Below are 26,849 nucleotides of genomic sequence, written 5' to 3'. Positions count from 1 at the left end.
GACGTGCTATCTGCCCTGTCTCAGTTTTATATTCGGAGGTCCCAAAGCCAGGGGTATCATGGGACGACCTCCTCAATACCTTCGTTCTATAGAAGGTAGTGAAGTTGCTCAGAATGACTTAGTTGCGGGAATACTTGGCGAGTCGCTTCGTTATGGTCCTGAGGTTTTGAACGGCCTACATCAACCTGACTTCGACGGAGAACTCGTACTTAGTGGGGACACTGAACTCATAGCAGTCCAAGAAAAAATTGACTCTCAGTCGGAGTGGGAACTTGATTGGGTATTCCGTGATGAGGACAAGTACCTGATTGGATATGAGTCAAAAAAAGGATCCTCCCTCAGCGCAAAGCAGCTGTATAATGAGGCAGTGGAACTTTGTCGGGTTGCGACGGATGAGGATGTTTCCCTTATCATCATTACCGACCACAGCAGAGAGCCAAGCATAGTTGCGGACGTCAGAGGGCGTCTTCAAGACGAGGATCTGGATATCGACATTGTATGGTTCAGCTGGGACGAATTCCTTTCCCGAGTGAAAGAATTAGAACCTGACCACATTCAGCCGCAGCACGAACCACTTGTTAGTCAATTAGAACAGGCACTTTCCAACGAAGGATACGGTGAGCAGTTCTCAAGGCTTCTTGAGTTCAGCGAGGAGGAGATTGAGCGCTTCAAGGAACAGCAAGATCAACTGATTGGACTCATACAAGACTTAGATCGCTTAGCTCCTGAAGTTGGTCTTGAACGCTATTCGTCAGGCCGAATGGAAATCTATCATTGGGGCGGGAGCAAATCCCTTGGTACCCTTACCAACTCGTACAACCCACTTGCGCCTGAGAATATAATGGTCTCATTTGTCCCGGAAGGGTTTAGCGATCATCCAGAAGGCCGCGGGACTTCTTCGACGTATCCTGGTGTCCATCTTCATCTATTCAAGCCCGTAATCGAGGTCGGGATCCATCTTCGGCCAAATAAAAATGAGCAGCATAGACAGGTTCTAATTGAATCGAGTGAGAAATTCGTTTCGTTAGCTCGAGAGTATGATCTGTCACTGTTCTCGTTCTGGAACAGCTGGGGAATCTCGAATGAGCACCATAATCCGGAGGAGATTGAAGAGATACTGACGGATAACCGCCTCAGTGCAGATGACGGATACAAGCGACTGTTATTTGGTAAGAGGATCAACTATCAAGAGGAGAAAACAGGCTTTGTAAAGAAGATCCTCGACCACCTAGAACTCGCGTTCCAATTTTCGTGGGTAGAAAACAGGGAGTTGTTCTATCCGGGCTATAATGAGGAATGAAGATACCCATGAAGAGCTGGTATAGCGGGCTGTACGATTACCCCTGAGCAAAATTTTGTGGGTGGGCTACGTCTGTATCATATTCTGGATGTTTTTGAGCTTCTCCTCTGCTTCCTCGGCTTCTTCGAGTACGGATTTGAGAACATGAGCGATCGCTTCCTCGTCGACCTCATCCAGAGAGTCGTAACCTGGAGGAAGATGCTGATCTTCGATTCTGTCCTTTTGCTCTGCAGTTAGAGTATTTGTAATCGTCGTCGTCGAGAGCACACCTGCTCGCTCTGTCTCTGCCCCTTCTTCCTCATCGGATTCGTCGGGCTCTTCAGGTGACTCAGGTTGGAGTTCATCCGTCAACTCATCGACTTCTTGGAGTTCATCAAGAGACGCACCTGCCGTCACAAGTTGTTCTTCGTAGAACGGTTCCTCAAATTCCGGCAGCCCGGTGTAGTAAATGCCTTCGCGTGCGTGTAGGCGCGCCAGTTCGGTGAGGTACTCTACTCTTGTTTCCGTATCGTATTCTTCATCCGGACCATCAACAACTTCGATTGGCTCTTCGAGCCAGTAGGCCTCTTCATGGAATTCCCTGAACTGATTCTCGTAGTATCCTTCCGTGGGTTCGAGATCATATTCTTCGCTTATCTCTTCGGTGATCCCTACATAGGCAGGACGGAATTCGGGAGCGAGAACCGACGGGCACCAGATTCCCAACTTCGCGTGCGTTTTGATAGTATCTCGAACCCGCGGGTATTCCGGGAAATCATTGTATCGTCCCGATCCTGGCCGTCCTGGTTTATTGGTGATGTTCTTCCGACCGACGTCCTCCGGATCGTCCGGATCGCTTGAGTAATCATGATCTTCGATTTCACCACCGTTACTCGCCTGCGGGTGGCGGCGAGGATACGCTTTGGTGATTGGGCCGGGGAGTTTTTTACTCATCGAATGGCGCTGATACTCCACTCCCAGCCGACCGACTGCTTTCAGAATCTCCTTGGTCGCAGTGTAATCGAAGTTGAGAGTGTCTTTCTCGTCAGTGGTCGGGATGTCGGACGGCTCCTCGACGCTTCTGATCGACACGAGAATACACAGCCGACCTTGGGTGACCGGATTAAATGAGTTGAAATTGAACTGTCGGCTCAAACCTTGCTCGGTTTCAGCGTCGAGGATTTTCCGGCGGTTCGCGTAGAGGGTCAGCCCCATCTTGCTGCTGTCTTTCGATCGGAGAAGGCCAGCGGTGAAATCGACCCGTAGTCTCTCCGAGATGCCATCGAACTTCTCGGGGGTGACCTCGTATCCCCGGATCGTACGCGGGTGGAGATTATCCATCGAGACGAAGGCCCAGTCGTAGTCTTTGGCCTCGACCTGGTCGTTCACCAGAGTATCATTGACGTACAGGTCGAGATCGATGTCGGGCTCGAGGTCGTCCTCTTCTCTGACTCCGGGGAATTCACCGCCAAGGAAAAGCGAATACGTCGACGCGAGTTCCTCGATGAGTTCGGTTCCGTCTTCACCGAAGTCCTCCTCGAGGTCGATGGTGAGGTCCTCAATTCGGATGAACGAGGTTCCCTCCTCCATCTCATAGGGTTCTAGTGGGACTTCCGTCTCGTCGCTCGTGTAGTTGTCGAGCGTTACCGTCGCCTTGTGGCCCATCTCCTCGCCTTCGCGGCGGCTTGCAAAGGTGACGGTATGTCCGAGTGACATCGCACCTCTGATGGCGCCGACGCCCGCCCATCCAATCGCATCAGGAAGTTGCGGGAGGTCTTCAGTCTCCTCGCTCGCAGACGTTCCGGGCCGGAGAACAATCGCGTGCCGGTCCTCGGAGAGACCCCCACAGTTATCCCAAATTTCTATGTAGGGCTCTTCTTCGGGTTGATTATCACGGTCTTGTGATTCATCACTTTCCTCACCGACTTCGGCCTGTTCCTCACCGGCGTCATCTTGTTCCTCGTCGTCAGTAGTGGGGAACTCGATCTCAATCCGTGCGTCTGTAATCTTCTCTCCGACGCTCTCGGACTGTTGCTCGATGAGGTAATTGTGCCTGCGCGCGGCGTCGATGGCATTATCGACCTGCTCCTTGACGCTGGGGATGGCCTCTCGGCGGGCAAGGGTTTCGACGATTCGTCCCGACGGAGCGACGTCAATAGTAGAGATCTCGGTGGAGTCCCCGTTGTCGGGTAGCATACTGACTATTGGAAACTCCACGGTGATAATCATTACGAGAAGAACACAGTAAAACCGTACCAAAATTTTCTACGGTGGAAATCCAGACAGCCGAACATTGGTCTCTGGGTTCGCCCTCGTTCCCGGATGGTGGCGAGATTCACTACGTCCTCAACCGGTGGACTTTTGGTGACGTAGCGACGTGGTTAGAATGGGTCGGCGAAGACCAGGACAGACCTGGTCGATAGAGACCAAGAGGGGCGTTGCAGCGCCCCTCGGTGTCAGCCCCTCGGGCCTGACCGACGTGGTCCAAGTGGTAGCCCGGAGGGTCACCCCAGGAACAGTGAATCTGGGGCTTAGTCGAGATAGGTCGGCTGAGTCCTTCAGTTTTTCTGTCCCATGGTCTCGCCCCCGCTGACCCGGAGAGACCAATCATGACTGTAACACAAGGTGGTGTTCGCCACGACGTCTCCGTCGAGGTGAACACCCTAGAAGACCTGCTCGCGATGCGGGTACCGCTACAGGTGCCCGACTACCAGCGTCCCATCGTCTGGGACGCCGACATCGCTCAGCAGGTGTTCGACGACGCGGCATCGCTAACGAACAACACCCGGTTCTTCGGTGGCGTCCTGCTGGACCTCGAGGACACCAACGGGGCGCGCTCCGCGACGGTCTGGTGTACGGATGGCCAGCAGCGACTCTGCTGGGGCAACCTGGCGGCGGCCGCACTGGCCAAGAAGTTCGAGGAGCTGGGCGCCCAGGCACGCGCGGACACCATCCGACGTGACCTCCTGCAGTGTCCCTCGCGGACCGGTCACCAACGGATGCTCCGGCTCGGAGAGCTCGACGACGGCGCGTTCGAGAAGCTGGTCGCGGACATCCACGCCGACGTCGACAGGCCGAACCTCAACGAGATGGCGGACGCCATCGTCGAGGAGGTCGACCGGCGCGTCGATGACCTCGCCGACGCCGAAGACCTCTACGACAAGCTGTTCCGCCAGCACATCGTGTCGGTCACCCAGCTCGGAACCGACCAGGACGCGAACGAGGTGTTCGGCTCGGTCAACAGCGGCAAGCGCCGGAAGCAGCTGACCTCGCTGGACCTCGCCTGGAGCGACATCGTCCAACTCGCGAAGGACGATCCCTCGGTCGACTTCGACCGCGTCCAAGATGAGTGGAACCGGCTCCGGCGGGCAACCCAGGACATCGACGTGGAGGCCGCAGTCCGGGACTCAATCATGGCGGACAACATGGTCGAGACACGTCAGAAGCTGACGAAGCAGGACCTGCAGGCCCGCATCTGGACCATCGTTACCGACGAACTGCCGAGTGCGGGCATCGACCTCGAAGACTGGGTCGCTCACCTGGCCGACCTCGCCGAGATGTACACCGACATCGTCACGGCCAACATCGACTATGCGGGCGTCCAGCGTGTCGACGATGAACTATCCCGGCACGCGGAGAACTACAACCGCATCAACGCCACTCCGCCCCGCATCCTAATGCTGGGCGCGATGGTGCGGGACCGCCCGGCCGACGAAGTGCGTGAACTCGCAGCGCTCGGCGAGAAGCTCGCGTTCACGCGCCGGGTGACCGGCAAGAAGACGCCCCAGGAGATCCGGCAGTACCTGAAGGTGCTCCACGGCGCAAGCGGGATCACGAGCGCCTTCGACCAGTCGGACGTCGTCGACGCCGCGACGGACATCCTGCAGGAGAAGCTGCCGAACCAGGCGGCGTTCCGCGAAGAGTTCGAGCGGACCGACTGGGGTCGCGGCGAAAAGAGTCGCTACGTCCTCGCGGTGCTCGAGCACGAACACTTCCGTCCCCCGCGGACCCGGCACGACGGGTTCGGCGGGCCGCTACTCGGAGAGCCAGACCACATCGCCCCGCACGGTGCATACCGCTGTCTTAAGTACGCACGTTGGGCCCACCGGCTCGACGGGATGGAGGAGGAGTTCGAGCACCTCCGAGACCGCATCGGGAACCTCACGCTACTCGACGCTCCGGCGAACTACCGGGCAGGGACCGACCCGTACATCGAGAAGCGCGACAAGTACTACGATGGCCACCCGGACTACGCGATGACGGCGCAACTCGCCGCTGACTACGACTCGGAGTGGTCGCTCGAGAACATCCGGGAGCGCTCTCGGGGGATGGCCGACGTCGCTGCCGACGTCTGGTGGTTCTAGCCACCTAAGTCGGCCGCCAGTCGATCTCACTCGTTCGTCTATTCGGTATTTTGATACCGCCAGAGACGATCGATTCCGCAGAGCACCATTTAAGTAACAGAATCGCAAGAAGGTTCTGAACCCTTTTTCAGTAAGCCGGTGGGGGGATTTGAACCCTCGGCCTATTCCTTACGAAGGAATCGCTCTAGCCAGTCTGAGCTACACCGGCGCTGGTGCGCATTCTCTCGTTGTCCGATGAGTACAATAAGGGTTGCGAATCGCCCCGGCTGTCACCGTCGCGTCAGGCGAACGTCCAGGCAGACGTTGTACTCGTGGGGTGCGTACGAGCGGACGGTGTGGCGCTCCTCGACGGTCACCTCGTACTCGGGTTCTGCGGCCGCTCGAATCGCACGCTCACCCGGACCGAAGCGGTCGTCCTCGTGCTGGATGTCGTAGTAGTGGAGCACACAGTCGTCGCCGGCGACGGCGACCGCAGTGTCGAGGAACTCCTGGGCGCTGTGGGGGAGGTTCATCACGATGCGGTCGGCCCAGTCGTGGTAGTCGTCGCCCACGTCCCGGACGTCGCCGTGGATGGCCGTCAGCCGGTCCGTCACGTCGTTCCGACGGGCGTTCTCGCGCAGGTACTCGACGGCCGTCTCGTTCAGGTCGACCGCCACGACCTCGGCCCCGCGCGCCGCGGCCGGAATCGCGAACGGGCCGACCCCGGCGAACATGTCGAAGACGTGCTCGCCGGACTGGACCTGCTCGACGACCCGGTGGCGCTCCGTCGCGAGCCGCGGCGAGAAGTACACCGCGTCGAGGTCGAGCGCGAACTCGTGGCCGTACTCGCGGTGCACGGTCTCGGTGTCGTCGCCGACGAGCACGGTCCAGTCGCGCACCCGGAGCTCGCCCTGGATCTCGGACGCGCGGTCGACGACCGTCTCGACGGGCAGGTCGGAGTCGACGATGGCCCGGGCGATCTCCTGGGCCCGCTCCGGGTCGTCCTCGTCCACGATGGCGACGTCGCCGAGGCGCTCGTAGCTCGGGTCGTCACCGAGGATATCGGCGGGCGTCGTCGGTGTGCGCCGCGCCGGTGCGTCGTGGGTCACGACCGTCAGCTCCCCTGGGACCGCGTCGGTGTCGGTCACCGGGAGGTAGAGCCAGCCGTCGTCGCCGGTGATGGCGTACTCGTCGTCGAGCACGCCGACCTCGACGAGGACCTGCCGGGTCGCCTCGCCCTCTGACTGCTCGACGCGCACGCAGGGGACGTCCATGGTCGAACGTACCCCGCGGCCGTCCTAACGCCTTCGCTTTCCCTGGTCGGGGCGAACACGCCCAACTTATCGGCCCGGCACCCCGAACACTGGTATGCTCACGTTCATCGGCCTCGGCCTGTACGACGAACGCTCCATCACGGTCGAGGGGCAGGCGGCGCTCCGGGCCGCCGACGCGGCCTACGCGGAACTGTACACCAGCAAGCTCGTCGGGGCGTCCATCGAGGACGTCGCTGACTACCACGACGTCGACATCGAGGTGCGCGACCGCGCCGGCGTCGAACAGCACCCCGAGGACATCCTCGACGCCGCCGAGGACCGGGACGTCGCCTTCCTCACCGCTGGCGATACGATGATCTCGACGACCCACGTCGATCTCCGACTCCGGGCCCACGAGCGCGGCATCGAGACACGGGTCATCCACGGGACGACCGCCCAGACCGCGACCAGCTCGCTGACCGGCCTCCAGAACTACCGCTTCGGCAAGGCGACCACGCTCCCGTTCGCGTACGCCCACGGCGGCGACGGGGTCCCGCAAAGCGTCCTCGACACCGTCGCGGACAACCGCGAGCGCGGCCTCCACACCGTCGTCTACCTCGACATCAAGGTCGGCCGCGGTCCAGACGGCGACGACCCGGAACACGAGGAGTACATGACCGCCGACCACGCCGCAGGCCAGCTCGCCGAACACCTGCCCGACACGCTCGGCGTCGTCGTCGCTCGTGCCGGGAGCCCCGAACCGCTCGTCGCCGCGGACCGCCTCTCGGCGCTCGCCGACCGCGAGTTCGGCGACCCGCTGCACCTGCTCGTGATTCCCGGTGACCTCCACCCCATCGAGAGCGACGCGCTCCGCGAACTCGGCGGCGCGCCCGCCGAACTGGTCGAGTACTGAAACAGACTCCTTCTCCAATCGGACGACCTGACGAGTCGCGACACTCGCGAGAATCGACTGCTGTCGCTGATCGAAGTTGCGTCCGAAAGAAAGCGAAGTACCGCGAAGGACCGGACGAAGTCCGGTTAGTTAGCTAGTTTAGTTCTGACGGCGGAGCGCGAGGAGCGCTGCGCCCATCAGAGCGACGAGTGCGACACCGATGCCGAAGCCGGGCTGACCACCGTCATCGCCGTCGTCAGTCTCGGTCGGGTCGTCAGTCGGTGCGTCCGTCGGCGTCGCAGTCGCGGTTGCCGTCGGCGTCGCCGTCTGCGTTGCCGTCGGCGTTGCCGTCTGCGTCGGCGTCGCCGTGCCTGCGTTGATCGTTATCTCAGCGGTCTGGCTGGAGTCGCCGGCGGAGATACCGTGCGTGTAGGTACCTGCGTCGACGTCAGCCGTGATGCTGAATTCGACCGTGGTGGACTCGCCGGGTGCGAGCGTGACCTCCTGAGAGTCGACGACGTCACCGCCGAAGGTGAATTCGACAGTCGTCGTGCCTTCCTCGCCACCGGTGTTCGCGACGGTGGCCGTGGCGGTCACTTCGTCACCGACGGTTGCCGTACCGGGTGCGCTGAGGTCAGAGACCTCGAACGCGGCCGGTGCGGCGGCCTCGCCGACGATGCCGTCGGGGCTGGCCAGCGTCTGGCCGCCCGAGCGGACGGTGACGGTGAACGTGCTGTTGGCGGAGACGTCACTGAAGTCGACGGACGTGGACCAGGAGCCGTCCTCCTGGACCGTCGCGGACGTCGGCTTCAGGAACGAGACGCCCTCGTCCGTGCCCTGCACGCGGATGGTCAGCTGGGAGCCCGCCGCGAGAGTCGAGGAACCAGAGATGGTCTGGTTCTCGGCAGACTCGACGCGGACGACGTCGCCCTCACCGAGATCGACAGATCCGTCACGCGCTTCCATACCGAACTGCGCGGTCTGCGTCTCGGTCTCGAGTGCGAGGTAGCTGTCCGGACCGACGGAGACGTTCGCAAGGAAGTTGTCGCCGTCTGCGGGCGAAGCGGACGTACCAACCGGGAGACGGGTTGCCGTCAGGCTGCTCGTGTCGGTCACGAGGTAGTACGTGTCGTTCTCCGCGTCAGCGATGACTTCCGTGTTGCTCGGTGCGATGTTGAGGACCTTGGGGTCCTTGTTCTGATCAGGGTTCGTCTGTGCAACGAGGACGGACAGGTTGTCGGTCCCTGCAAGACCGAAGAACTGGTCCGTCGCGTTGCCTGCCTGACCGTTCGATGCGAGAGCGCCGGAGAGGCCCTCTGCGTCGAACTCGTGGATCAGGTAGTCGCCCAGGGCGATGGTGTCGTCCTGAGTGACGGTGCCTGCGTCCGCGGCGTCGATGACCTCACCTGCGGTCGCGCCGGAGAGGTCAGCGGCTGCCGGTGCGGTCCAGATGTTGAGCTCGTTCGTGCTGCGGTCGCCGATGTCGAGGGTCGCGACTGCCTGCGAGTTGAAGTCGTAGGAGCCGGTGCCCGCGATGGTCTGGATGTCGTACGTACCGGTGTCGATGAGGCCGGGACGGAGGTTCGTCTCGGCGCTACCGGTACCGTAGTCGGTGATCTGGTCGTCGCCGACTGCGGAGTAGGTCGTGGTGGCGTCACCGTCGCCCATGGCGAAGGTGTTGATGTTCACCATGACCTGACCGTCGCCGTCCTCGTCGGAGACGGTGAGGTTGGCCTGGTAGCCCGCTCCGGAGCTACCGACGGCGACGCGAGCAGTGCTGGTCGCGTCGAGGTCGACGGTGAAGGTCGAGACGTCGCCAATCTGCTGCGTGAACAGGTTGCTGGCGAAGCTCGCACTACCGGTCTCACCCTCGGTCACGTTGATCGTGTCGGATGTGGCGGTGATACCAGTCGCGGTCTGCTCGACGACGACGTAGTACTCGCCGGTCTGGCTCACGCCGAAGCTGACGTCAGCATTGCCATCCCCGTCGAAGGTACCCGACGTGGTCTGGATGGGCGAGTCGTCGTCACTCGCGTCGAACAGGTAGGCGGCGTAGGCGCCACCGGGGTTGTCCGACGTAACGTCGACCGAAACCCCCTCGTTGAGAGTCACGTTTGCGGGAGAGTCGACGTTAAGGTTGAGGTTGAAGATGCTGAAGTTGTACGAGTTGGCCGGGGTCGCTCCGCCGATTACGACCTGATACGTCGTACCGGCGTCGTAGCCGCTCGTATCGATGTTGACGACGTTCGAGAACAGGGTGTCCTTGTTCGCGACTCGGGTGTCGCGCGTGCCGTCACTGTCGAGCGCCCAGACAGCAACGCCCGTGTTCTCGCCGGTCGTGTTGACCGTGATAGTCTCGCCAGCGTACACTTCAGTGTCCTCGATGAACCCGACGGTTTCAACCACGTGGGTCGATCCCTCGTAGTAGGTCTTGTACGAGACCGTTGCCGAGTTACCGAAGGAATCTTCGATGTTGTGATCGACGCGGGACTCACTGGTAGTGTCATCAGTGACCTCGAGAGTCGCGTCGACCTGGACGGTCGCGGTCTTGTCGCCGCCGCTACCGTTGTTAGTGTCCTCGACACCGACCATGAGGTCGGTGCCACTCAGGCCTTCGTCAGTGACCGTGAGGTCAGCCGAGCCGGAGGCCTTCGAAACGGTGTAGCTGTCCAGAGCAAAGCCTGCATCCTGAACAGTTTCGCTGAGGTCGACCGTTACATTGTTGTACGGTGTGTCCTCAGCGACCGTCACGTCGAAAGTGAATGTGTGCGATACTGTTTCTCCAACTTCGTGGTTGCTCAGGTTGTGAGCTGCACCGGCCGGGGTTGTAACGTCACCGGCGGTGACATCGTCGTTCGCTGCCGCAGCCACACTTCCTGAGAACGCGACGACGCCCGCGAAAACGGACGTAATCATCAGCGCGGCCAGGAAGAGGCCACGGACCTTGTTTTTGGTTCCTGTCATAGTTTGTTTGGGTTCTGCTTGGATCGAGCACCTTTCTCGGTCGCAGTCTGTGGGGGGACGCGACCGGTAGTCAGTACTGTCACCGTGGGTAGGGGTACATCACAAACGCACGAACCATTGTTATAAATGCTTTGTGGTGAACCGACCAGTTGACAACGGTTCACACACCCTCTCAGACCCTATCTGAGCGGGAAATCGTCGTCTCGTTTCTCCGGAACGCTTCCGCAGAAAGTACTTAAGTGAACATCCGAACCAGCCCGGCTCACAATCAATTCGACGGACGATAGAGGACGGAAATCGCCGGTTCGCGCGGTCTCAGTCACGCGTGACGACTTCGACTTCCTGTCCGTCGGGCGTCTTGGTGAACGCGTAGCGGTCGTTGCAGGACGCGGGGTCGCGGTAGTCCTCGGCGCCACGCGCCATCAGCGTGTCCCACGTCTCGTGGAGGTCGTCACAGCGGACTGCGACGTGGCCCCAGGCGTCGCCCACGTCGTAGCTCCGGCCGTCGTAGTTGTAGGTGAGTTCGACGCTCATCGCTTCGTCGGCGGCGCCCTCGGGCTTGAGGAAGTAGAGCGCGAAGTCGTCGTGCTCCGAGCGCCGGAACAGGTCGTACTCGAGCTTCCGGGCGAACCAGCCGATGGCGGCGTCGGCGTCCTCGACGCGGAGCATCGTGTGGTCGAGGCTCCACTTCGCGCCGTGGTCGCGCTCGACGATCTCGACCTCGTGGCCGTCGGAGTCGCGGACGAACGCGTACGAGCCGCCACAGGAGTCGGGGTCGCGGTAGTCCTCGACGCCCTCGTCCATGAGCTCCTCGTAGGCGTCGTAGACGTCCTCGACGCGGACGGCGATGTGGCCCCAGGCGTCACCGTGGTCGTAGCTCCGGCCGTCGTGGTTGTAGGTGAGTTCGAGGAGCGCACCTTCCTCGTGGACGTCCTCGGGCCCGAGGAAGACGTTGGTGAACGTGTCGGCCTCCCAGCGACCCTTCTCCTCGTAGTCGAGGTGTGTGGTGTACCAGTCGAGACTGGCGTCGAGGTCCTCGACGCGCATCATGGTGTGGTCGAGTGTCGCCTGCATGGACGAATGTACGCCCAGCCGGTTGAAACCAGTAGCGGATGCGGAACCTCAGTCAGGCTGTAGCGACCGTCGATTCCCGTGCCCGCACACGCGGGAGAAGCCGAATTACTTCCGCAGAACGAGCTTCAGCACGTCCTCGTCCTCCAGGACGTGGTCCTCGCCGACCTGCTGGCCGTCGTGTTTCGCGCTCGGCCCGCGGATGCGCGCGAACCGGAACCGCTCCTCGAAGTCGCCGCCGAGCTTCGAGAGCGCGTCCTCGATGGTCGCCCCCTCGGAGACGACCAGCGGCTCCTCCCAGTCGACGCCGCGCCCGGGCTTGTCCATGTAGACGCGGATGAGTCCGAGATTGTTCCAGATGCGCTCTTTCAGCGCGTCGAGGCCCTTCTCCTCGACCGCGGAGATGAACGTCGCCTCCTCGGGGTCGATGTCCCGTTTTCGCAGTTCCTCGTCGACCTGCTCCTTGTAGGAGGGGTCGATGAGGTCGGCCTTGTTGACGACGACGATGGAGGGCGTGTACACCCGGTTGTCCATGATGCCGTCGATGAGCCGGTCGATGTCGAGTTCCTCGCCGAGGTTGATGTCGGCGTTGACGTAGCCGTGTTCGCGCAGGACCTGCTTGATGGTGTCGTCGTCCATCGGCTGGTCGACCGTCGACGTCACCTTGATGCCGTCTTTGATCTTCTTGCGGATGGTGACGCGGGGTTCCGTCTGGTCGATCCGGATCTTGTTTTTGTACAACTCCTTGCTGAGCCGGTCGTACTGGTCGATCTCGAACACGGAGAGCATGAACACGAGCAGGTCGGCGCTTCGAACGACCGAGAGGACCTCCTTCCCGCCACCGCGGCCGTCCGCCGCACCCTCGATGAGACCGGGCACGTCGAGCAACTGGATGTGCGCGCCGTTGATGTCGACCATCCCCGGGTTGACGGTCAGCGTCGTGAACTCGTACTCGCCGGTCTCCGAGTCGGCGTTCGTCATCGCGTTGATGAGCGTCGACTTGCCGACGCTGGGGAAGCCGACCAGCGCGACCGAGGCGTCGCCGTGCTTCTCGACCGCGTAGCCCTGCCCGCCGCCGCTGCCGGACTGGTTCTCCAGCTTCTCCTTCTTCTGGGCGAGCTTCGACTTCAGCCGCCCGATGTGGGCCTCGGTGGACTTGTTGTAAGGCGTGGTGGCTATCTCCTCCTCGATCGCCTCGATCTCCTCTTCGAGCCCCATCGTTCCACTCTCGGCCGTCGGTGCCGAAAAACCTGTCCACTCCGGCCCGCTGGCGGTGGTCCCCACGGCTGCTCGGTTTCGGCATGTTCATACTAATCCGAAAGAAACGCCAGCACAGAGGATGCCAAACCCGGCGCAGTTACGCGACAGCACGCAGATCGTCCTGCCAGCAGGAACGTCGCCCGAGTTGCGACGGGAGCTGGACGAGCGGTTCGTCCTCACGATGCGCGAGGCGGACGGCGCCTACCGGTTCGTCGGTAGCCCGGTCGAGATCGACCGCGCGACCGAGTTCCTCGTCCGACAGGGCGTCCCCGTCGCCTGAGTTGGCCACCGTCTCACTCCGCCCGGAGTCGAGCGAGCGTGTCGAGCGTCCCGTCGGCGTGGGCGCCCTCCAGCACCACGTCGGCAGCCGCCAGCGCACGCTCGTCGGCGTTCGCCGGCGCGAAGCTCCGCCCGGCACGCTCGAACGTGGACACGTCGTTCTCCGAGTCGCCGATGGCCACGAACGCCGACGGCTCGTACCCCATGCGCTCGGCGACGCGTTCGAGCATCAGTCCCTTCGACATATCCGGCTGTTTGAGGTGGAACGCGTAACCGGTATCGACGACTTCGAGCCCGTGCTCGGCGGCGACCTCGCGGAGCAGCTCCTCGTCCGCGTCGAGGCGGATGGCCACCTCGGTCTCGCGCCAGCGGTTCACGAGGTCGACGTCGCCCCAGCCGAGGTCGCCGCCGGCGTCCTGGAACGCCTCGATGGCGGCGGTCGTGCGCTGTCGGTCCCCGTGGACCAGCACCTCGTCGTTCACGTGGGCGATACCGCCGTTCTCGGCGATGACGCGCTCCTCGATAGGGATGAACGTACAGAGCGCGACGGGGTACGGGAACGCCTTCCCCGTCGCCAGCACGACGGGCGCTGGCCAGTCACGCACCGGCTCGAAGACGCGCGGGTCGATGCCGCCCTCGGGCCGCGTGAGCGTGCCGTCGATGTCGAGGACGAGCGGCGGAGCGTCGGTCATACCGTCTCTGGGAGCACCGACGGTAAATTACTCACGTTCCGATCTGTGTGGGTGGGTATCTTTCAGTGGCGTTCAGGCTAGTTCCCGATCGTCGATTCACGGTTCTCCGTCTTGACCGGAGCAAGTAGTATTGTTATGGTTGAACAATACTATTGGTGGGGTTCCTACTGCCGCAGGTGTCTGCAAATCAGGTCTCCTCGAGTCGTTTGCATATCCCGATCCGATTCGTCTGGTCTCGGATGTCGGTCATCGAAGGCGGGTGAGCCATCCCAGGCCACAATTTTCATAATCGCATAAACGGTAGCAGAACAGGTTATAGGGCCTTTGGAAGAATATGAGGCAGTAATAGCGTTTCATAATCGGGTGAAACATCCGGAAGAACAGTTGTGAGGAAGGTGGTGTGGGTCATCTAGGAAGCCGATATCGGGGTGCAACGAAACGGGAATATAGGAGATAGAAGGACTGTAGATTGCAAATTGAGCCGTATCAGAAAACACGGGTTCTGAGACAGATGGGATATCGAGCCTGCTCAAATCTTCATAATCGGATTGCGTCTTGCGGTTTTGTGTGGTTGGAATCCGGGTTGACGATTGCATTCGAATTTCGAATTCGGGCAGTAGCAGGCTCAGTACCTCAGTCGGCCGAATACGGGAAGTCGGGTCATCTCGGGGTCACCCTCACATCCTTCATAATCACACCACGGAATCCACGGGAGGGGTCTTCTACCGGACGTTTGAGCCGATTATGAAGATCACTTCGGGAACGCTGTGCAGCCTAGATTCGCTGTAGCCGGTTCTGTGGCCCGAACGCCGATTATGACTTTTCGAGCTGGTGGCGCAGCCACTCGACGGGGTACATCGCGGTCAATCCAGGCGTATCGATCCGGAACTGCTGGGGTGGAGTGCCAGTGGAGTACGTCTTCTCGACACGGGGCTCACCTTCTGGCGGATCGTTGAGTACGCCGAGGATATTGTGCGCATCGGACTGTTTCATGACGACCCAGATGGCTTCTTCAACATCGCAGTCAGCGATCTTGTCGAAGTCTTCGGGGGCGGCTCGAAGCACGTCGTTGTTCACGCGTTCGGCTTCGAGGGCGACGACGATCTCGCCGTCGTCGTCGACGCCGGCGAGGTCGAGTCGGCGTTGTTCGTCGATGTCGTAGTAGGGGACGGTCTCCGTGACGGGCGAGTCGGTGTTCGCGACGTAGTTCTGTTCGAGGTACTGCCGGCCGACTTCGACGGCGAGGACGTGGAGTGTGGACTCTTCGAGGTCGCCCGCACCGTGGCCGTAGTCGACGCCCTGGCGGTAGCTCTCTCCGATGACGTCACGGCCGTCAGGGGAGACAGAGTACAGACGATGTGGGTGTTCGCTGTCCTTGCGGAGCAGATCCGCGTCGATGAGGTCCTGGACGGCCCCGCTGTCGATGCCGACGTACTCCTGCAATCGGATCATCGAATCGTACAGCAAGTCGTACTCTAACGGGTCGTACCGAAGCTGCTGTGCGTTGTAGACGGACTGAAGGAACAACAGCTGTTCCGTAGACCACTCGGAGACGGCGCGCTCCTCGGGCGTGAGCTTCAGGTTGAGATTGCAGACAGGGATATCGTCCCTATCGACCTCCTCGAGCGAGGAACAGCACGAGATGGCGCGCTTCATTCCCGTAATATCGGGGTCGTACCGGTTCTCGCAGGTGGTGCACTGGAGTGCGTGGACCGACTGTTTGTACGTGACCGTGGGTGGCATGCGCTGGGTGTAGGGAAGCGCGGAGTCGACGCGCACGCTGTCGTCGACGGACTCCGTATCTTCTGCGTCGTCTGTGGTCTCCCCGTCGTCGCCCATCCGAACACTTGGCGAGCCGAGCACCAGCCCCGCAGTATCGAGCGTCCGCTCGTGGACGTCCAGCTTCGCGTCCTGGAACGCCCACTCCTCGGACCGGCTCGGCGTGTGGTCGTGGGCAGGGTGCCCCGCGGGCGGCGCGACGGACTCGACGGTGAACGGGCGCGGTTCGGGCTGTCCATATGCCGCGGGCAGCTTCACCATCCACTGGCCACGCTGGAGGGCGCGGAGACGATTTCCAACATCTCTCGCATCCATGTCGTCCGTCGCGAGTCGTGCGGCGAGTTCTCGATCCCGGGGGACGTTCCCCGTGACGACCGTGGAGACGTTGTTCAGCAGCTCGTCGTAGATTCGTCGATCCTCCTTGAGCTGGGCGGGGAACTGCATCGCGAGCGTGACCGAACAGCCGAAACTCCGTGCCTGCGCCAGCAGCTCCTGCAGGAGCTCGGAGTCGGCGACGCTGGCGGCCTCTTCGATGTAGAGGTTCGCCAGGGGTGGGTCGCCGTCACTCCTGTTCAGCCGACGCCTGAGCGCCGTCCAGAGGTTCGAAAGGACGAGCAGCGTGAGCACGCGCTGAGCGGCTGGACGGAGGGAGCCCGTGTCGAGGATGATGACGACGTTCTCGTCGAGGTAGTCGACGAGGTCGAAGTGCGGGTCATCGTCCTGGGGAACGTGATCGAAGATGGCCGCGAGGCGCTGGTCGATGGGAATCTTCTCGATGCGGTTCGCCACGCCCTGCATAATCTCGTCGAACGACCGGGCGCGGTTCGCCGTCACGCCGGCGAGCATCCTCTCTAAATCGGGGTCCGAGACCGCGGGTGCAGTCTGTCGTTCGTGCAGTTGGCGGACAGCCGCGTGCAGCTCTCGATGGGAGAACGCGTCGTCACCGCTCACCGGGTCGTACAGCGCCTTCACCATGTAGCGGATGATGTCCGGGGAACGGACCGCGCGTTCGAACCGTTCGGTGCCCATGACCTGTCCGAGGATCTCGAGGTAGTGGTCGACGCTGTCCTCGACCGCGGTCGTTCTCGGGATGCCGGCGTCGAGCTGGTCGCGGATGTCGAAGAACGAGAACGCGGGGAGGACCTTCGAACAGTCGTAGTACAGCACGTTGTTCAGGTGGCCGTACTTGGCGTAGTGCGCCCGCATGTAGTCCGTGGCCATCCCGTCTCCCTTCGGGAGGACGACGATGCTCGCGCCATCCGTCGCCTGATGGTTGTCAAGGATTCCGGCCGTGAGGCCCGTGGATTTTCCTGCGCCAGTCTTCCCGAACCACGCGACGTGTAGCGGCTGAAGTTCTTCCGGAAGCGCGATGGGGTCGGGTTCCGTTGTGGCGTCCTCGGTGAGCGGCCTGCCGAGCGTGAGCCCTCTCGTCGTGTACTCGTCGAGGATCGTCGGCGGCGGTCGTTGCAGCGTCTGTCGCTCTCCGGGTGTGGGTTCGACAGTACGGTCACCTGCGTCGGTGAGCGCCGCGCCGTCGACGACCGTGAGCGCGCCGAGCTCCTGGTAGTCCATGACGATGCCTCGACTCTCCGGGCGACGCCACGGTCGCTTTCGCAGGCGTCTGTAACTCGGTTCGTGCGCCGTCCGGTTTCGGATGTCCTCCAGGACTCGTTGCGCTTTGGAGTCGGTCCTGACGCGGCCTGCGACCTCGTAGCTCGTGTGGCTCACGTGACGGAACGCATCGGCGAGCTCGTGAGCGATCGCCTGTATCGGCGTCTGGTTTCTGGCGTCGGCAATCGCGAGCCTGGCCGTGACGTCGAACGATCGCCTCGGGAACCTCTCACCGAGTTCTTCGACTCTGGCCTCGTCAGCAACCGGGAGCGTGGGGTCTTCAGGGGGCCCGAACACCGCGGTCAGGACCTGGTCGCCGATCGTCTCGTGCTGTTCTTTCAACGCGAGAACCCGCTCGTCACGTTCACTGGCCCACTCCGCTCGGGGTCGGAACAACACCTGATACACCATCGGAACCTCCGCATCGGCCATCGTCTCGACGATCGTCGCGAGCGGGATCCTCGCGTGCTCGTCCGTGAGGAACGACTCGAAATCCGTGAGTTTCGTCTGCCAGTCACGCGCCCGTTCCACCTGGCCCAGGTACTCGACTGCTGCAAGGTGCTCGGTGTCGAGGAGCGTTCTGTCCGGTGCCCAGTCCTGCTGGGTGAACTCGTACGTGTCCGGATACAGACTCCGGAGGAGACGCCCTGTGGAGTCTGCGAGGTCGCTCTCGACACCAACGTAGTACGTGACGGTCGTCCCATCGCTGACGAGGAGCGTTTCGTACGTCGGTCTCGTCGACTGGAACGGCCGTCGATACCAGGCATCTGCCTTCGGGAGTTGTTTAGCGTGGAGTCGCGACAGCTGCGTGGCAACCGTCTGCGCGTTGATCGGGGTGTCCGTCGGTCTGATCCTGATGTACGTCCGGTCGTCATCGGTGGGAACCGGAAGGTCGGGGTTCGCTTCTTCTTTCGCCATATTTTACTGTAAATTCTATTCTCTAATCTAGGATTTAAGTGGCGCTATTCTTCCCGAGAGCTGGGCGATACTACCCAGAAAGCCCCCGAGCGGAGGACTCGCGCGGCTCGCTGCGCTCCTCGCTCCGCTGCGGTGCTTAGCTGGCGAGACTCCTCCGTCGTCTCGCTGCCTCCCGTTCACTCGCTAGCGCTCACTCACGGGAGCTTCGCCGGGGTTCGTCCTCCACTCGGCCCCTTTCAATCCCGCCCGGAGTGGAGGGTGGTCGTCCATCGAGGGAGTCAACAGAATCTGCTCGTGGAGAATGAACGATCGGCAACACCCGGACTATGGTACTGGTGTCTCTTTACGGCACGCCCCGCTCGCCGCGTGCCGCCCTCCGCGTCGCTCGCGACCGACCATTCCGGGCGTGCGGGCGCTCCCCGCACCGCGAGCGCCCGTTCCGGGCATCTGGTTTCGACGCCAGCGGGTAACCGCGGAGGGTTGTGCGCCGTGGGTGCTCACCCCCACACGGTTACTCCGCTGGACGCTCGCTCCGGACGGACGGCGCGCGGTGCTGGTTGTTCGTTCTCTACGGCGCGCTCTCGCTCGCGCCCAAGGGCGCTCGCGAAGGCGCGAGCGAGAGCGCGCAGACGTGTCTGGCCGGTCGGTGATGCAGAAAACCGCGAGTGATGATCGCGGTTGTGGACGCTCAGTGAGCGCCTTCGGAACCTGTGAGTTCCAATGTCTAGTAGAAACGCAACTCGTGATGTAGTTTCGGATGCCGAACAGACGACTGAACAGCTGACCATCGGGGAGGCCATCGAGGACGACGGCGGGCTTCTGGCGGAAGCGGAATGTGGGGAACACGCACCTGAGCTGCGACCCACGGTCGAACTCGAACGCCAGGGTCGGATCGACTACGACTGGAGCCGGACGGCCGGTCTGGACCACCCGTACGGGATGACGCTCGCAGACGAAGAGCGGCGGCTGGGTGAGGAGCAAGAGTTAGATCGGAACCGGGAACGTGCGCTGGCGGCTGAGGAGGCAGGCATCGACCGGGAGCGGTCGTGCAGGGCGCAGACGGAGCGGGAATCGAGCGAGCGCGTCCGTGACTTCAGAGACCGGGGCGTGCTCGGGAGCGGTGGCGACCCGGATGTCGACCCGCGTGAACACCTCGACGCGGAGACCCTGGGCGGAGTGAACCGATACGGGATGCATCTGGCGGAGCGCTTCCGTGGGCCGACTCGGGGAGCATACGCGAAGCAGCTCGCGGAGAAGGTCGCGTGCCAGGACATGGGGTTGACGGCGGCCGTGTTGAAGACGAACGAGGAGGTGGCGAAGGGGACGGATGCGATCCAGCCCATCGCGACCGTCGAGGAGTGGATGGGCCACCCGAGATACCCCATCCAGGCGAACGTCGAAGCCGAAGTCAGAACGCTCTACCAGCCAGCGGCGGTCAACCAGCAACAGGTCGGCGTGCTCGACGACGGCTCGGCGACGGCGAAGTTGACCATCTGGAAGCGTTCCCGAGTGGGGACGGTGCTCCGTGAGGGCGACTGGGTCCGGCTCCTGAACTGTGAGGTTGGCTGGTACGGCGGCCAGCCGACGTTGGCCTGCACGTCGGAGTCGGAGGTACGAGTGCTCGAACGCGGTGATGGACCGAGCCCACGAAACGGGACGGTGACCCACGCGGACTTCAGCGCCGGGAAGACGGGACAGAAGCTGGACGTGCTCAGGGACTGAGTCGGGAGTGGTCGCCTGCCCAATCTCGGCTCTCTTTTTTGCCATTGCTTCGCTGGTCAAGGGGCGGGTCGTCGTGGATCCGGTTTGACGGGTCATGTCGCCCTGGCACCGCGACCCCACCTCCCCACCCACCGCTCCGTGCTCACTCGCGAGACTCACTCCGTGCCTCCGTTCGTCTCGCTCGCTGTGCGCGCAGCCACGACCTTGATGGCGGAAGAGACTTCGTTCATTCGAGTTCGTTGTAGACGCATCTCGAGCTGCTGGTTTCGCGGGAGGGAGTAGTGGGATGTGAGTCTGCGAATGTGCCACGCTGCTTCCCCAAAAATATGGTATGGAAGTTCCTAAGGACCGCTCCCAGTTAGATTCAGCACGCCCGAGGATTCGGTCGTGTGGTCAACAGGCTCAGACTGAACCCCGTTACCACCGTCACTCCCGAACACCTCGTTCACTTGGATTGCCCGAATCTTGTCTTCCGGTGCGTCGGGAACTGGGGTCTGCCAGCCAATGACGAACTCGTAGGACTGTTGGTCAGATGATTCGGTCGCTTCGAACAGCCCCTGCACGTCTTCTTCGAGGTAGTCGGTCCGAGTGCCTCCCACATTTCGCCTGATGTAGCCACCCGCCGTTCCATCGCGCGTAGCTGCGTCTGCACCTCCCCAGCCGATGCGGAAGTCATCGGAGACGCCCGTATCGGGGTCGACAACGCCGATATTCGCCTCCATGACGTAGGAGGTGGGATTGTCGGGCCAGCGTCCGTAGACGCTTTCGTCCAGTTCGATGCTGACGACGGTTCGCTGTTTGGGAGTTACTTCGGCCGTAATCCACGGCGGGTCGTCATCAGTCGTCAACGTCACGGTTTGGTTTCGACCCTGTGCGGCTACTGTCGGCACACCGACTCCAATGGCAACTACCCCTGCTGCGGCGTACTTGAGCATGGAGCGACGCGATGTCTTTTGGTTTCCTTCCATCGTTCTCCTGCCCCCCGTGGGGGCCACTGAATCGACTACGGATTTCTATTTAGAGGCCTGAGTCCGTTTATGACATGGGAGGAGGGAAATTCAGCGTTAATCGGAAGAGGTCGCGAGATTCGCCGATGTCCAGCCTTCCAACCGTTAAGTGCGGAGCAGTATCGATTACTGGCTTCCGGTCATTAAGCGACTGAATATACTAATCACTACAGGTGAGGTTTTTTGTCGGTAAAATTTATACAAGTGAATATGAAACGCCGAACCTTTCTCTCATCGTTTGTTGCGGGATCGGCTTTACTGAGTGGCTGCTTAAGTGGAGGGTATGGCGGTACTAATCCAACACAATCTGAGCAAGGTACTCCGACACCTCAATCTGCTTCTGTGGAGGTCGTTAGTTCGGAATACATTTTGGCTGACTCGGTTGTTGCACCACGAGAATCGCAGACCCCGTGGGCGATCACCGAGGTTCGGAACCCCGCTCCTGTCGATCACGGTCAAGTCCGCACGGAACTCCGATTCTATGATTCCAGTGACAACCTGCTCGAAGTACGAGATGGATACACAGTGTATCTACCAACACAGACGACATGGCGGAACTACACTCGATATTACACTGAGACGCCTGATCAGCTGAATCGAGTAGAGTTACGTATTGTTGAGGCAGACTCGAATATCAATGGAACCCTGATTGAACAAGCATCGGCTGTAAATTCGGACATGGTTGTAGAGCCAGAGGCGGGCGTAGATGTGGTTGGCGAGATCGACTTGGGGAGGGCTAATCCTGACCAGGTGACCATTGTTGCACTTGTTTACGACTCTCAGGGGCTGCTCCGGGGGACAATGAGGGTGCAAGAGACAAATCCAGTTCAGACCGTAGCATTCAGCAGAGGCACGATTTCAATAAGAACACCACCGAATCTTCCCGAGGAGGCCCCCTCTTCGTTTGAGTTCGTGGTTCTGGATGGGTTTGTATAACTCCAGACGTTCTAATGTTTTGACACCCGTCTTCTTTAGCAATGAGTGACCCGGGGCTCCAGTGAATCTCGGTGACACGAGGTATCCATACTACATGCATCCTCTGTACGTACGATCCTCGAATTGGAGCCCCAACGAAGAGGCCTGGTGAATGAGTGTTGCTCGTCGTCAAGCAGTTTATTGCTCCCTCACGGGGTGAGGGAGACACCTCAGATGCCAACGGATCAAGACGCAGACCGACTCCAACAGGACTCCGAACTTCCTGCGGACTTCGACGCGACCGAGCACCTCACACAGACCAAAGAAGGAGCCTCAATCAAGATCTCGCTGACTCGCGGGACCGGAACTCGTGACCAGGACCGACTCGAATGCAGGGTGAACGCGCAGACGGTCGAACAGGCAAAGTCCGACATCGACGAACTGTTCCCGAAACTCTGCAGGCTCGCAGAAGCTGCTCGGGCGTTCGAACCCATCGTCGACGAGGGTGAGTGATTACTATGACCGACTACCCACCCGAACGCGAGGGCTACGAGCAGTTCGAACGACGCCAGCTCGCCAAGGACCGAGACTGCATCAGAACACTCCAGCTCGCAGAATCAGACGCACGGTACGTCGTGGATTCGCTCATCGACGCCGGCATCGTCGAACCACTTCCGCAGACGAAACGGTTCGTCCACCGCCCGACTGACCGAACCTTCCGTTCGTCGATCTGTCTCGCGTATTTCCATCGCGGCTGGCTCACTGGCCTCGACGATTGAACGACACAATAGTAATATTTTTGTCTGTTGCACAAAATTGTGTAGCTATAGGATGTACGAAGCTTGCGGGGAAAAGGAGCTTAAAGTCCTCCTCGGGCTCGACGCCGGGGACTCGATCTCGGCGGTCGCACGAAAAATCGACGAGAATCGGGAGACGATTCGACGTGTCGTGAACCGCCTCGAAGATGCGGGGTATGTCGCGTACGAGAACGGGCTCCAGCTCGTCGACGAGTCGATTCGCGAGGCCGGACTCACATTCCTCGCAACAGCAGCTGGTACATCTCCACCAACGATTCCAGAGGCGTACGTGCTACCCCAGTTCGCCGGCATGGACTACGCATTCACGTCGATCGATGCGGTCTACGTCTGGACCCGCGGCGGCTACCAGGTCGCGCGTACCCCAGACGACTATCCGCTGTTCATCGCGGTTGCCGAATCCGAACTCGAAGCGTGGACGACCTTCTTCTCCCAGTTCGGACTCCCAACAACACAGGAACGACTCCCAGCGGAAGAGGTCGACGGGACGATACAGATCGTCCTCGAGCCACGGGAAGACATCACGACTGACATGGTCGATGGCCGGCCCGTCATCCCGCTCGAAGAGACAGTCGAATTCGCCACCGACCACTACGCAACTTTCGAATCTGCACTCGACATGCTCGACCGGATGTACGACGACGTCGAGACCGACGCGAACTACCGAATGGAACCAGTCTGACTATGAGCCAAGAAGCCAGAAGCGAAGCCCTCATCGAAGTACTGGACGAACTGACCGCAGCCGATATCGGATTCGTCCTCGTCGGTGGGTACGCGATTAGCCAGTTCGAAACGCGATTTTCGACCGATCTGGATCTCGTCATTGCCCCTGACGACTACGAGTCCATCGTCGCGTTTCTCGAAAAACGCAACTTCGAACGAACTGCCGAGTTCGAGGTCCCACCAGAGGACACCATCTACAACCGGGAAATCGAACTCTACGAACGGGGCGAGGGACTACCGCACCCGGTCGGCGTGGACATTCTCGTGAACGGCCTCGGCTGTCGCCAGACAGATGCGGAATGGTCGTTCGAATACCTGCAAGACCACAGTACGGAGACGACAATCGCAGGTGGAACTCGCTCGACCACGGCACCGACAGCGAACGGAGAAATCCTCGTCGCCGCCAAACTCCACAGCGGTCGGAAGACAGACCTCGCCGATGTGCTTGCCGCGATCCCGTCCATCGACCTCGACGAAGTTGAGTCTCATCTGCACCGTGGAGATCCAGAAGCACTGCAGTCCCAACTGAGTGATGCTCAGGCCTTCATCGAAGAAGGTGGTCTTGACCACCGGTTCAAGAGTATGTTTGGCAAATCGGCGGCCTCGTCGGAAGACGTCGAGGTGCTCCTCGATTTCTTCAAAGAACAGCAGTAGCCAACTGATTCCAGTAGTCAGCCATCGAGAGCCCATTTATAACTCCCTAACCGGGTGAGGGAGAGCAACACCTCCCTCGGAGATTCTCGATGTCCTGCGAGACAACTCAGACCGATAGCACCGAGGCTGACGAACCCCAGTCAAGAATCGAGTTCGACGATTCAGATACCCGTCGTGACGAGATGCACGACTCGCTCGAAGCGTGGGTCGAGCAGTTCGCCGAACTCTCGGACGAAGCGAGGGCGAGCGCAGAATTACAAGAATGGCTGGATGTCCAGTCGCGGTTCCACGACTACTCCTACCGGAACACGCTCCTGATCAAACACCAGTGTCCCGAAGCGACGAAGGTCGCTGGCTACAACACGTGGCGGAACGAGTTCGACCGTCACGTCTCGAAGGGCGAGTCAGCCATCTGGATCTGGGCGCCCATCATCGCGAAGCGATGCCCCGGCTGTGGGAACTCGCAGTCCTACCACGCCAGCAGCGACTGTGAGTACGACGAGACGTCACCTGAGGAGTGGGAGAGGGGGCTGGTCGGGTTCAAGCCCGTTCCCGTGTTCGATGCCTCCCAGACAGAGGGTGAGCCACTGCCCGAGCTCGACACGGCGACGCGAGGTGAGGGAGCCAAACTCCTGGACGCGCTTCTCGACGCCGCTCCCGAGCTCGGCGTTCGCGCGGAACTCGTCTCACCCGAGAAGTGGCTTCACGGTGCGGCAGCTGGTGTCTGTACGAAGCGGAGTGCGTACGACTGCTCGCTGCTCGTTGAGGTTCGAGACGACGACAACGACGCGCAGGTCGCGAGCGTCCTCGCCCACGAGTACGCACACGCCCTGCTCCACTTCGATGTCGACGATCCTGACGAGCGTTCGAAGCGCGAGACTGAAGCCGAGAGTACGGCCTACGTGGTCTCGCAGTACTTGGGGCTCGACGCGTCCCGGAGTGCCCTCTATGTGGCCGCGTGGGACGGTGACCCCGTTGAGACGATTCAAGAGCGGCTGGAGCGGATCGTCGCGACGACTCGGGAGATCATCGGCGTGGTCGAGACTAGGGTGTGATCGTGGAGAATCCCCGAATGCTGGCCCACATTGTACACATGATGAGCTCCGATTAAAGCCGAGTCCAGTTCCATGTTCCGAACCGGTTGATAGACCGAACGGACGCGCTGGCGGCCGTGCTCGGCGGGGGTCGAACAGATATCCTCGTCACCGTACTTCGTGAGTACCTGCAAGACGCAGCCCCACAATGATGCGATTTCACAGGAGTTCGTAGCTGCGCACTACGACGACGAGATGAGTACGAACGTGGTGACGAGGCCGAGCGTGACGGCGACGATGGCGAGTTCGTACCACTCGTAGTCGCTGCCGTCCAGCTCGTTCGTCGCGAGGATCCAGCCGACACCCGAGGATCAAGATGAGCGCCACGGTGGTGAGCTCGAGTCTGGACCCGGAGTACAGCACGTTCGAGAACGAGAAGCTCCCGAGACGTACATCTGTAGTGCGATGGCTCCCAGGGCGATTTCGCCATGGACGAGACCTGAATCAATGACGTAACGTCGATTACGTCGATCTTGTTCTTTGCCATACTGCACGCAGAACCGACGAGGACCTGTACTTCGATGGGCGTACAGCGACGAATCGACCGAGAAAGCTGCTGCTAGCGGGTCAACGACCGAAAGAAGGGGAACCGAATGGTTGATTCCGAAGCGTTACGGAACCGTGGAGTCAGTGATTATCTGGCTGGTATCCCCAGAGCTGGAAGTCCACGTGATTTCGAGCGTGTCGCCCGAGGAGGCATCGTGGCTGCACGGTCCCCAGCTGCCAGTGCTGTTGTTGACAACTACGTCACCAGCACCGAGCCCACTAAGTTCCACAACACCACAATCACTCCCAGTCCACGCACCCGAGAGGTCAAGCTGGGTGGCGTCCAGAGTGCCGCCGCCACCGTGCGAGACTATGACATGATCTGAATTGTTGCTGTACTCGAAGTCGAACTGGTTCTGGGGTGCAGTCTCCTGATTTCCGCCGATATTCAGGACGAATGCGCCGATGACGGCCGCGAGGATGACCGTGATAGCAACCATGAGGATGACGCCGATGACCGGCGACACCGCGTTATCGTCCGTGAAGAGTTGTTTCAGGTCCATCATAGTATATCAGGGTACCGTGGAGTCGCCGACGATCTGGCTGGTGTCACCAGAGCTGGAAGTCCAAGTGATTTCGAGAGTGTCGCCAGAAGAAGCCCCGTGGAGGCAGGCATTCTGGGACGCGTTTCCGATAACCACGGTACCTGCGCTGAGGCCATCCGTGTCTACCACGGAACAACCGCCGCCCGACCAACCGCCGCCGAGGTCAAGCTGGGTCGCGTCGAGGCTGCCACCGCCACCGTGCGTAACGAGCACGTTGTCGTTCGTACCGCCTGCAGTGGCATTGTCGCTGTACTCCCAGTCGAACTGGGTCTGCGGTGCCGTTTCCTGGTTCCCGCCGATGTTCAGGACGAATGCCCCGATCACTGCGGCGAGGATGACCGTAATCGCGACCATCAGGATGACCCCGATGACCGGCGACACGGCGTCGTCGTCTGTGAAGAGTTGCTTAAGATCCATCATTGTTCTGTTATCCCACACCTGGCGAGGCTCCACCGTCGCGTCCCAGCGCGACGTCCGCCTTGCCGGT

21 protein-coding genes and 1 tRNA gene are annotated in these 26,849 nt (G+C 61.0%); 11 read left to right on the top strand and 11 right to left on the bottom strand.

Going from position 1 to position 26,849, the window contains the following annotated elements; translation table 11 throughout:
• Window positions 1-58 precede the first annotated feature (58 nt).
• The gene (locus NOW55_RS02365; protein ID WP_256398453.1) at window positions 59-1,300 is read left to right on the top strand and encodes a hypothetical protein; all 1,242 of its coding nucleotides are present in this window, start codon (window positions 59-61) and stop codon (window positions 1,298-1,300) included.
• A 66-nt stretch (window positions 1,301-1,366) separates the two neighbouring features.
• Here the strand turns inward: NOW55_RS02365 and NOW55_RS02360 are convergent, their stop codons facing one another.
• Window positions 1,367-3,475, bottom strand: coding sequence for an ATP-binding protein (locus NOW55_RS02360; protein WP_256398452.1), 2,109 nt, complete (start codon window positions 3,473-3,475; stop codon window positions 1,367-1,369).
• A 413-nt stretch (window positions 3,476-3,888) separates the two neighbouring features.
• Between NOW55_RS02360 and NOW55_RS02355 the strand changes: the two genes are divergently transcribed.
• Window positions 3,889-5,643 carry a DUF262 domain-containing protein gene (locus NOW55_RS02355; protein ID WP_256398451.1) on the top strand — a complete coding sequence of 585 codons (1,755 nt, stop codon included), beginning with the start codon at window positions 3,889-3,891 and terminating at the stop codon, window positions 5,641-5,643.
• Window positions 5,644-5,776: 133 nt separating this feature from the next.
• Here NOW55_RS02355 and NOW55_RS02350 read toward each other — a convergent pair.
• Window positions 5,777-5,851: transfer RNA gene (locus NOW55_RS02350), tRNA-Thr, on the bottom strand.
• Window positions 5,852-5,912: 61 nt separating this feature from the next.
• A complete protein-coding gene (locus tag NOW55_RS02345) occupies window positions 5,913-6,896 on the bottom strand; it encodes a class I SAM-dependent methyltransferase (RefSeq protein ID WP_256398450.1) in 984 nt (327 codons plus the stop codon).
• 94 nt (window positions 6,897-6,990) lie between these two features.
• Here NOW55_RS02345 and dph5 point away from each other — a divergent pair, with 94 nt between their 5' ends.
• The gene (gene dph5 / locus NOW55_RS02340) at window positions 6,991-7,788 is read left to right on the top strand and encodes a diphthine synthase (RefSeq protein WP_256398449.1); all 798 of its coding nucleotides are present in this window, start codon (window positions 6,991-6,993) and stop codon (window positions 7,786-7,788) included.
• Between the two features lie 138 nt (window positions 7,789-7,926).
• Here dph5 and NOW55_RS02335 read toward each other — a convergent pair whose 3' ends face one another.
• The 3 genes from NOW55_RS02335 to NOW55_RS02325 all read right to left on the bottom strand — a co-directional run bounded on the left by NOW55_RS02335 (window position 7,927) and on the right by NOW55_RS02325 (window position 13,020).
• A complete protein-coding gene (locus tag NOW55_RS02335; protein ID WP_256398447.1) occupies window positions 7,927-10,731 on the bottom strand; it encodes a beta strand repeat-containing protein in 2,805 nt (934 codons plus the stop codon).
• A 315-nt stretch (window positions 10,732-11,046) separates the two neighbouring features.
• Window positions 11,047-11,805, bottom strand: coding sequence for a VOC family protein (locus NOW55_RS02330; protein ID WP_256398446.1), 759 nt, complete (start codon window positions 11,803-11,805; stop codon window positions 11,047-11,049).
• 105 nt (window positions 11,806-11,910) lie between these two features.
• Complete coding sequence (locus NOW55_RS02325) at window positions 11,911-13,020, bottom strand: OBG GTPase family GTP-binding protein (RefSeq protein ID WP_256398445.1); 1,110 nt, start codon at window positions 13,018-13,020, stop codon at window positions 11,911-11,913.
• 121 nt (window positions 13,021-13,141) lie between these two features.
• Between NOW55_RS02325 and NOW55_RS02320 the strand changes: the two genes are divergently transcribed.
• Entirely contained in the window at window positions 13,142-13,342 is a 201-nt protein-coding gene (locus NOW55_RS02320; RefSeq protein WP_256398444.1) for a VNG_1110C family protein, read from the top strand.
• 13 nt (window positions 13,343-13,355) lie between these two features.
• Here the strand turns inward: NOW55_RS02320 and NOW55_RS02315 are convergent, their stop codons facing one another.
• Both NOW55_RS02315 and NOW55_RS02310 read right to left on the bottom strand, forming a co-directional pair.
• Complete coding sequence (locus NOW55_RS02315) at window positions 13,356-14,033, bottom strand: HAD-IIB family hydrolase (protein WP_256398443.1); 678 nt, start codon at window positions 14,031-14,033, stop codon at window positions 13,356-13,358.
• Between the two features lie 813 nt (window positions 14,034-14,846).
• Entirely contained in the window at window positions 14,847-18,341 is a 3,495-nt protein-coding gene (locus NOW55_RS02310; RefSeq protein ID WP_256398442.1) for an ATP-binding protein, read from the bottom strand.
• Window positions 18,342-19,061: 720 nt separating this feature from the next.
• On the opposite strand from NOW55_RS02310, the gene NOW55_RS02305 reads away from it, so the two are divergent.
• Entirely contained in the window at window positions 19,062-20,063 is a 1,002-nt protein-coding gene (locus NOW55_RS02305; protein WP_256398441.1) for a single stranded DNA-binding domain-containing protein, read from the top strand.
• A 341-nt stretch (window positions 20,064-20,404) separates the two neighbouring features.
• Here the strand turns inward: NOW55_RS02305 and NOW55_RS02300 are convergent, their stop codons facing one another.
• Complete coding sequence (locus NOW55_RS02300; RefSeq protein ID WP_256398440.1) at window positions 20,405-21,031, bottom strand: twin-arginine translocation signal domain-containing protein; 627 nt, start codon at window positions 21,029-21,031, stop codon at window positions 20,405-20,407.
• Window positions 21,032-21,280: 249 nt separating this feature from the next.
• On the opposite strand from NOW55_RS02300, the gene NOW55_RS02295 reads away from it, so the two are divergent.
• The 6 genes from NOW55_RS02295 (at window position 21,281) to NOW55_RS02270 (ending at window position 25,232) form a co-directional block, all read left to right on the top strand.
• Window positions 21,281-22,006 carry a hypothetical protein gene (locus NOW55_RS02295; RefSeq protein WP_256398439.1) on the top strand — a complete coding sequence of 242 codons (726 nt, stop codon included), beginning with the start codon at window positions 21,281-21,283 and terminating at the stop codon, window positions 22,004-22,006.
• Between the two features lie 213 nt (window positions 22,007-22,219).
• Window positions 22,220-22,498 carry a DUF7389 domain-containing protein gene (locus tag NOW55_RS02290; protein WP_256398438.1) on the top strand — a complete coding sequence of 93 codons (279 nt, stop codon included), beginning with the start codon at window positions 22,220-22,222 and terminating at the stop codon, window positions 22,496-22,498.
• A 5-nt stretch (window positions 22,499-22,503) separates the two neighbouring features.
• Entirely contained in the window at window positions 22,504-22,764 is a 261-nt protein-coding gene (locus NOW55_RS02285; RefSeq protein WP_256398437.1) for a DUF8069 family protein, read from the top strand.
• 52 nt (window positions 22,765-22,816) lie between these two features.
• Window positions 22,817-23,482: a helix-turn-helix domain-containing protein gene (locus NOW55_RS02280; RefSeq protein ID WP_256398436.1), complete on the top strand. Its 666-nt coding sequence runs from the start codon at window positions 22,817-22,819 to the stop codon at window positions 23,480-23,482.
• 2 nt (window positions 23,483-23,484) lie between these two features.
• On the top strand, window positions 23,485-24,177 hold the full coding sequence (locus NOW55_RS02275; protein WP_256398435.1) for a nucleotidyltransferase family protein: 693 nt from the start codon (window positions 23,485-23,487) through the stop codon (window positions 24,175-24,177).
• 89 nt (window positions 24,178-24,266) lie between these two features.
• Window positions 24,267-25,232, top strand: coding sequence for an ArdC-like ssDNA-binding domain-containing protein (locus NOW55_RS02270; RefSeq protein WP_390293195.1), 966 nt, complete (start codon window positions 24,267-24,269; stop codon window positions 25,230-25,232).
• A gap of 650 nt (window positions 25,233-25,882) precedes the next feature.
• On the opposite strand, the gene NOW55_RS02265 is transcribed toward NOW55_RS02270, so the two are convergent.
• Both NOW55_RS02265 and NOW55_RS02260 read right to left on the bottom strand, forming a co-directional pair.
• Window positions 25,883-26,323 (bottom strand): type IV pilin domain-containing protein, encoded by a 441-nt coding sequence (locus tag NOW55_RS02265; RefSeq protein ID WP_256398433.1) that lies wholly within the window; start codon window positions 26,321-26,323, stop codon window positions 25,883-25,885.
• A 6-nt stretch (window positions 26,324-26,329) separates the two neighbouring features.
• Window positions 26,330-26,779, bottom strand: coding sequence for a type IV pilin domain-containing protein (locus tag NOW55_RS02260; RefSeq protein WP_390293331.1), 450 nt, complete (start codon window positions 26,777-26,779; stop codon window positions 26,330-26,332).
• Window positions 26,780-26,849 lie beyond the last annotated feature (70 nt).

It is taken from the genome of Haloarchaeobius litoreus, assembly GCF_024495425.1.
Lineage (GTDB): Archaea > Halobacteriota > Halobacteria > Halobacteriales > Natrialbaceae > Haloarchaeobius > Haloarchaeobius litoreus.
Note: the sequence above shows the minus strand (reverse complement) of the source record. Positions and strands in the feature narration are given on the sequence as shown.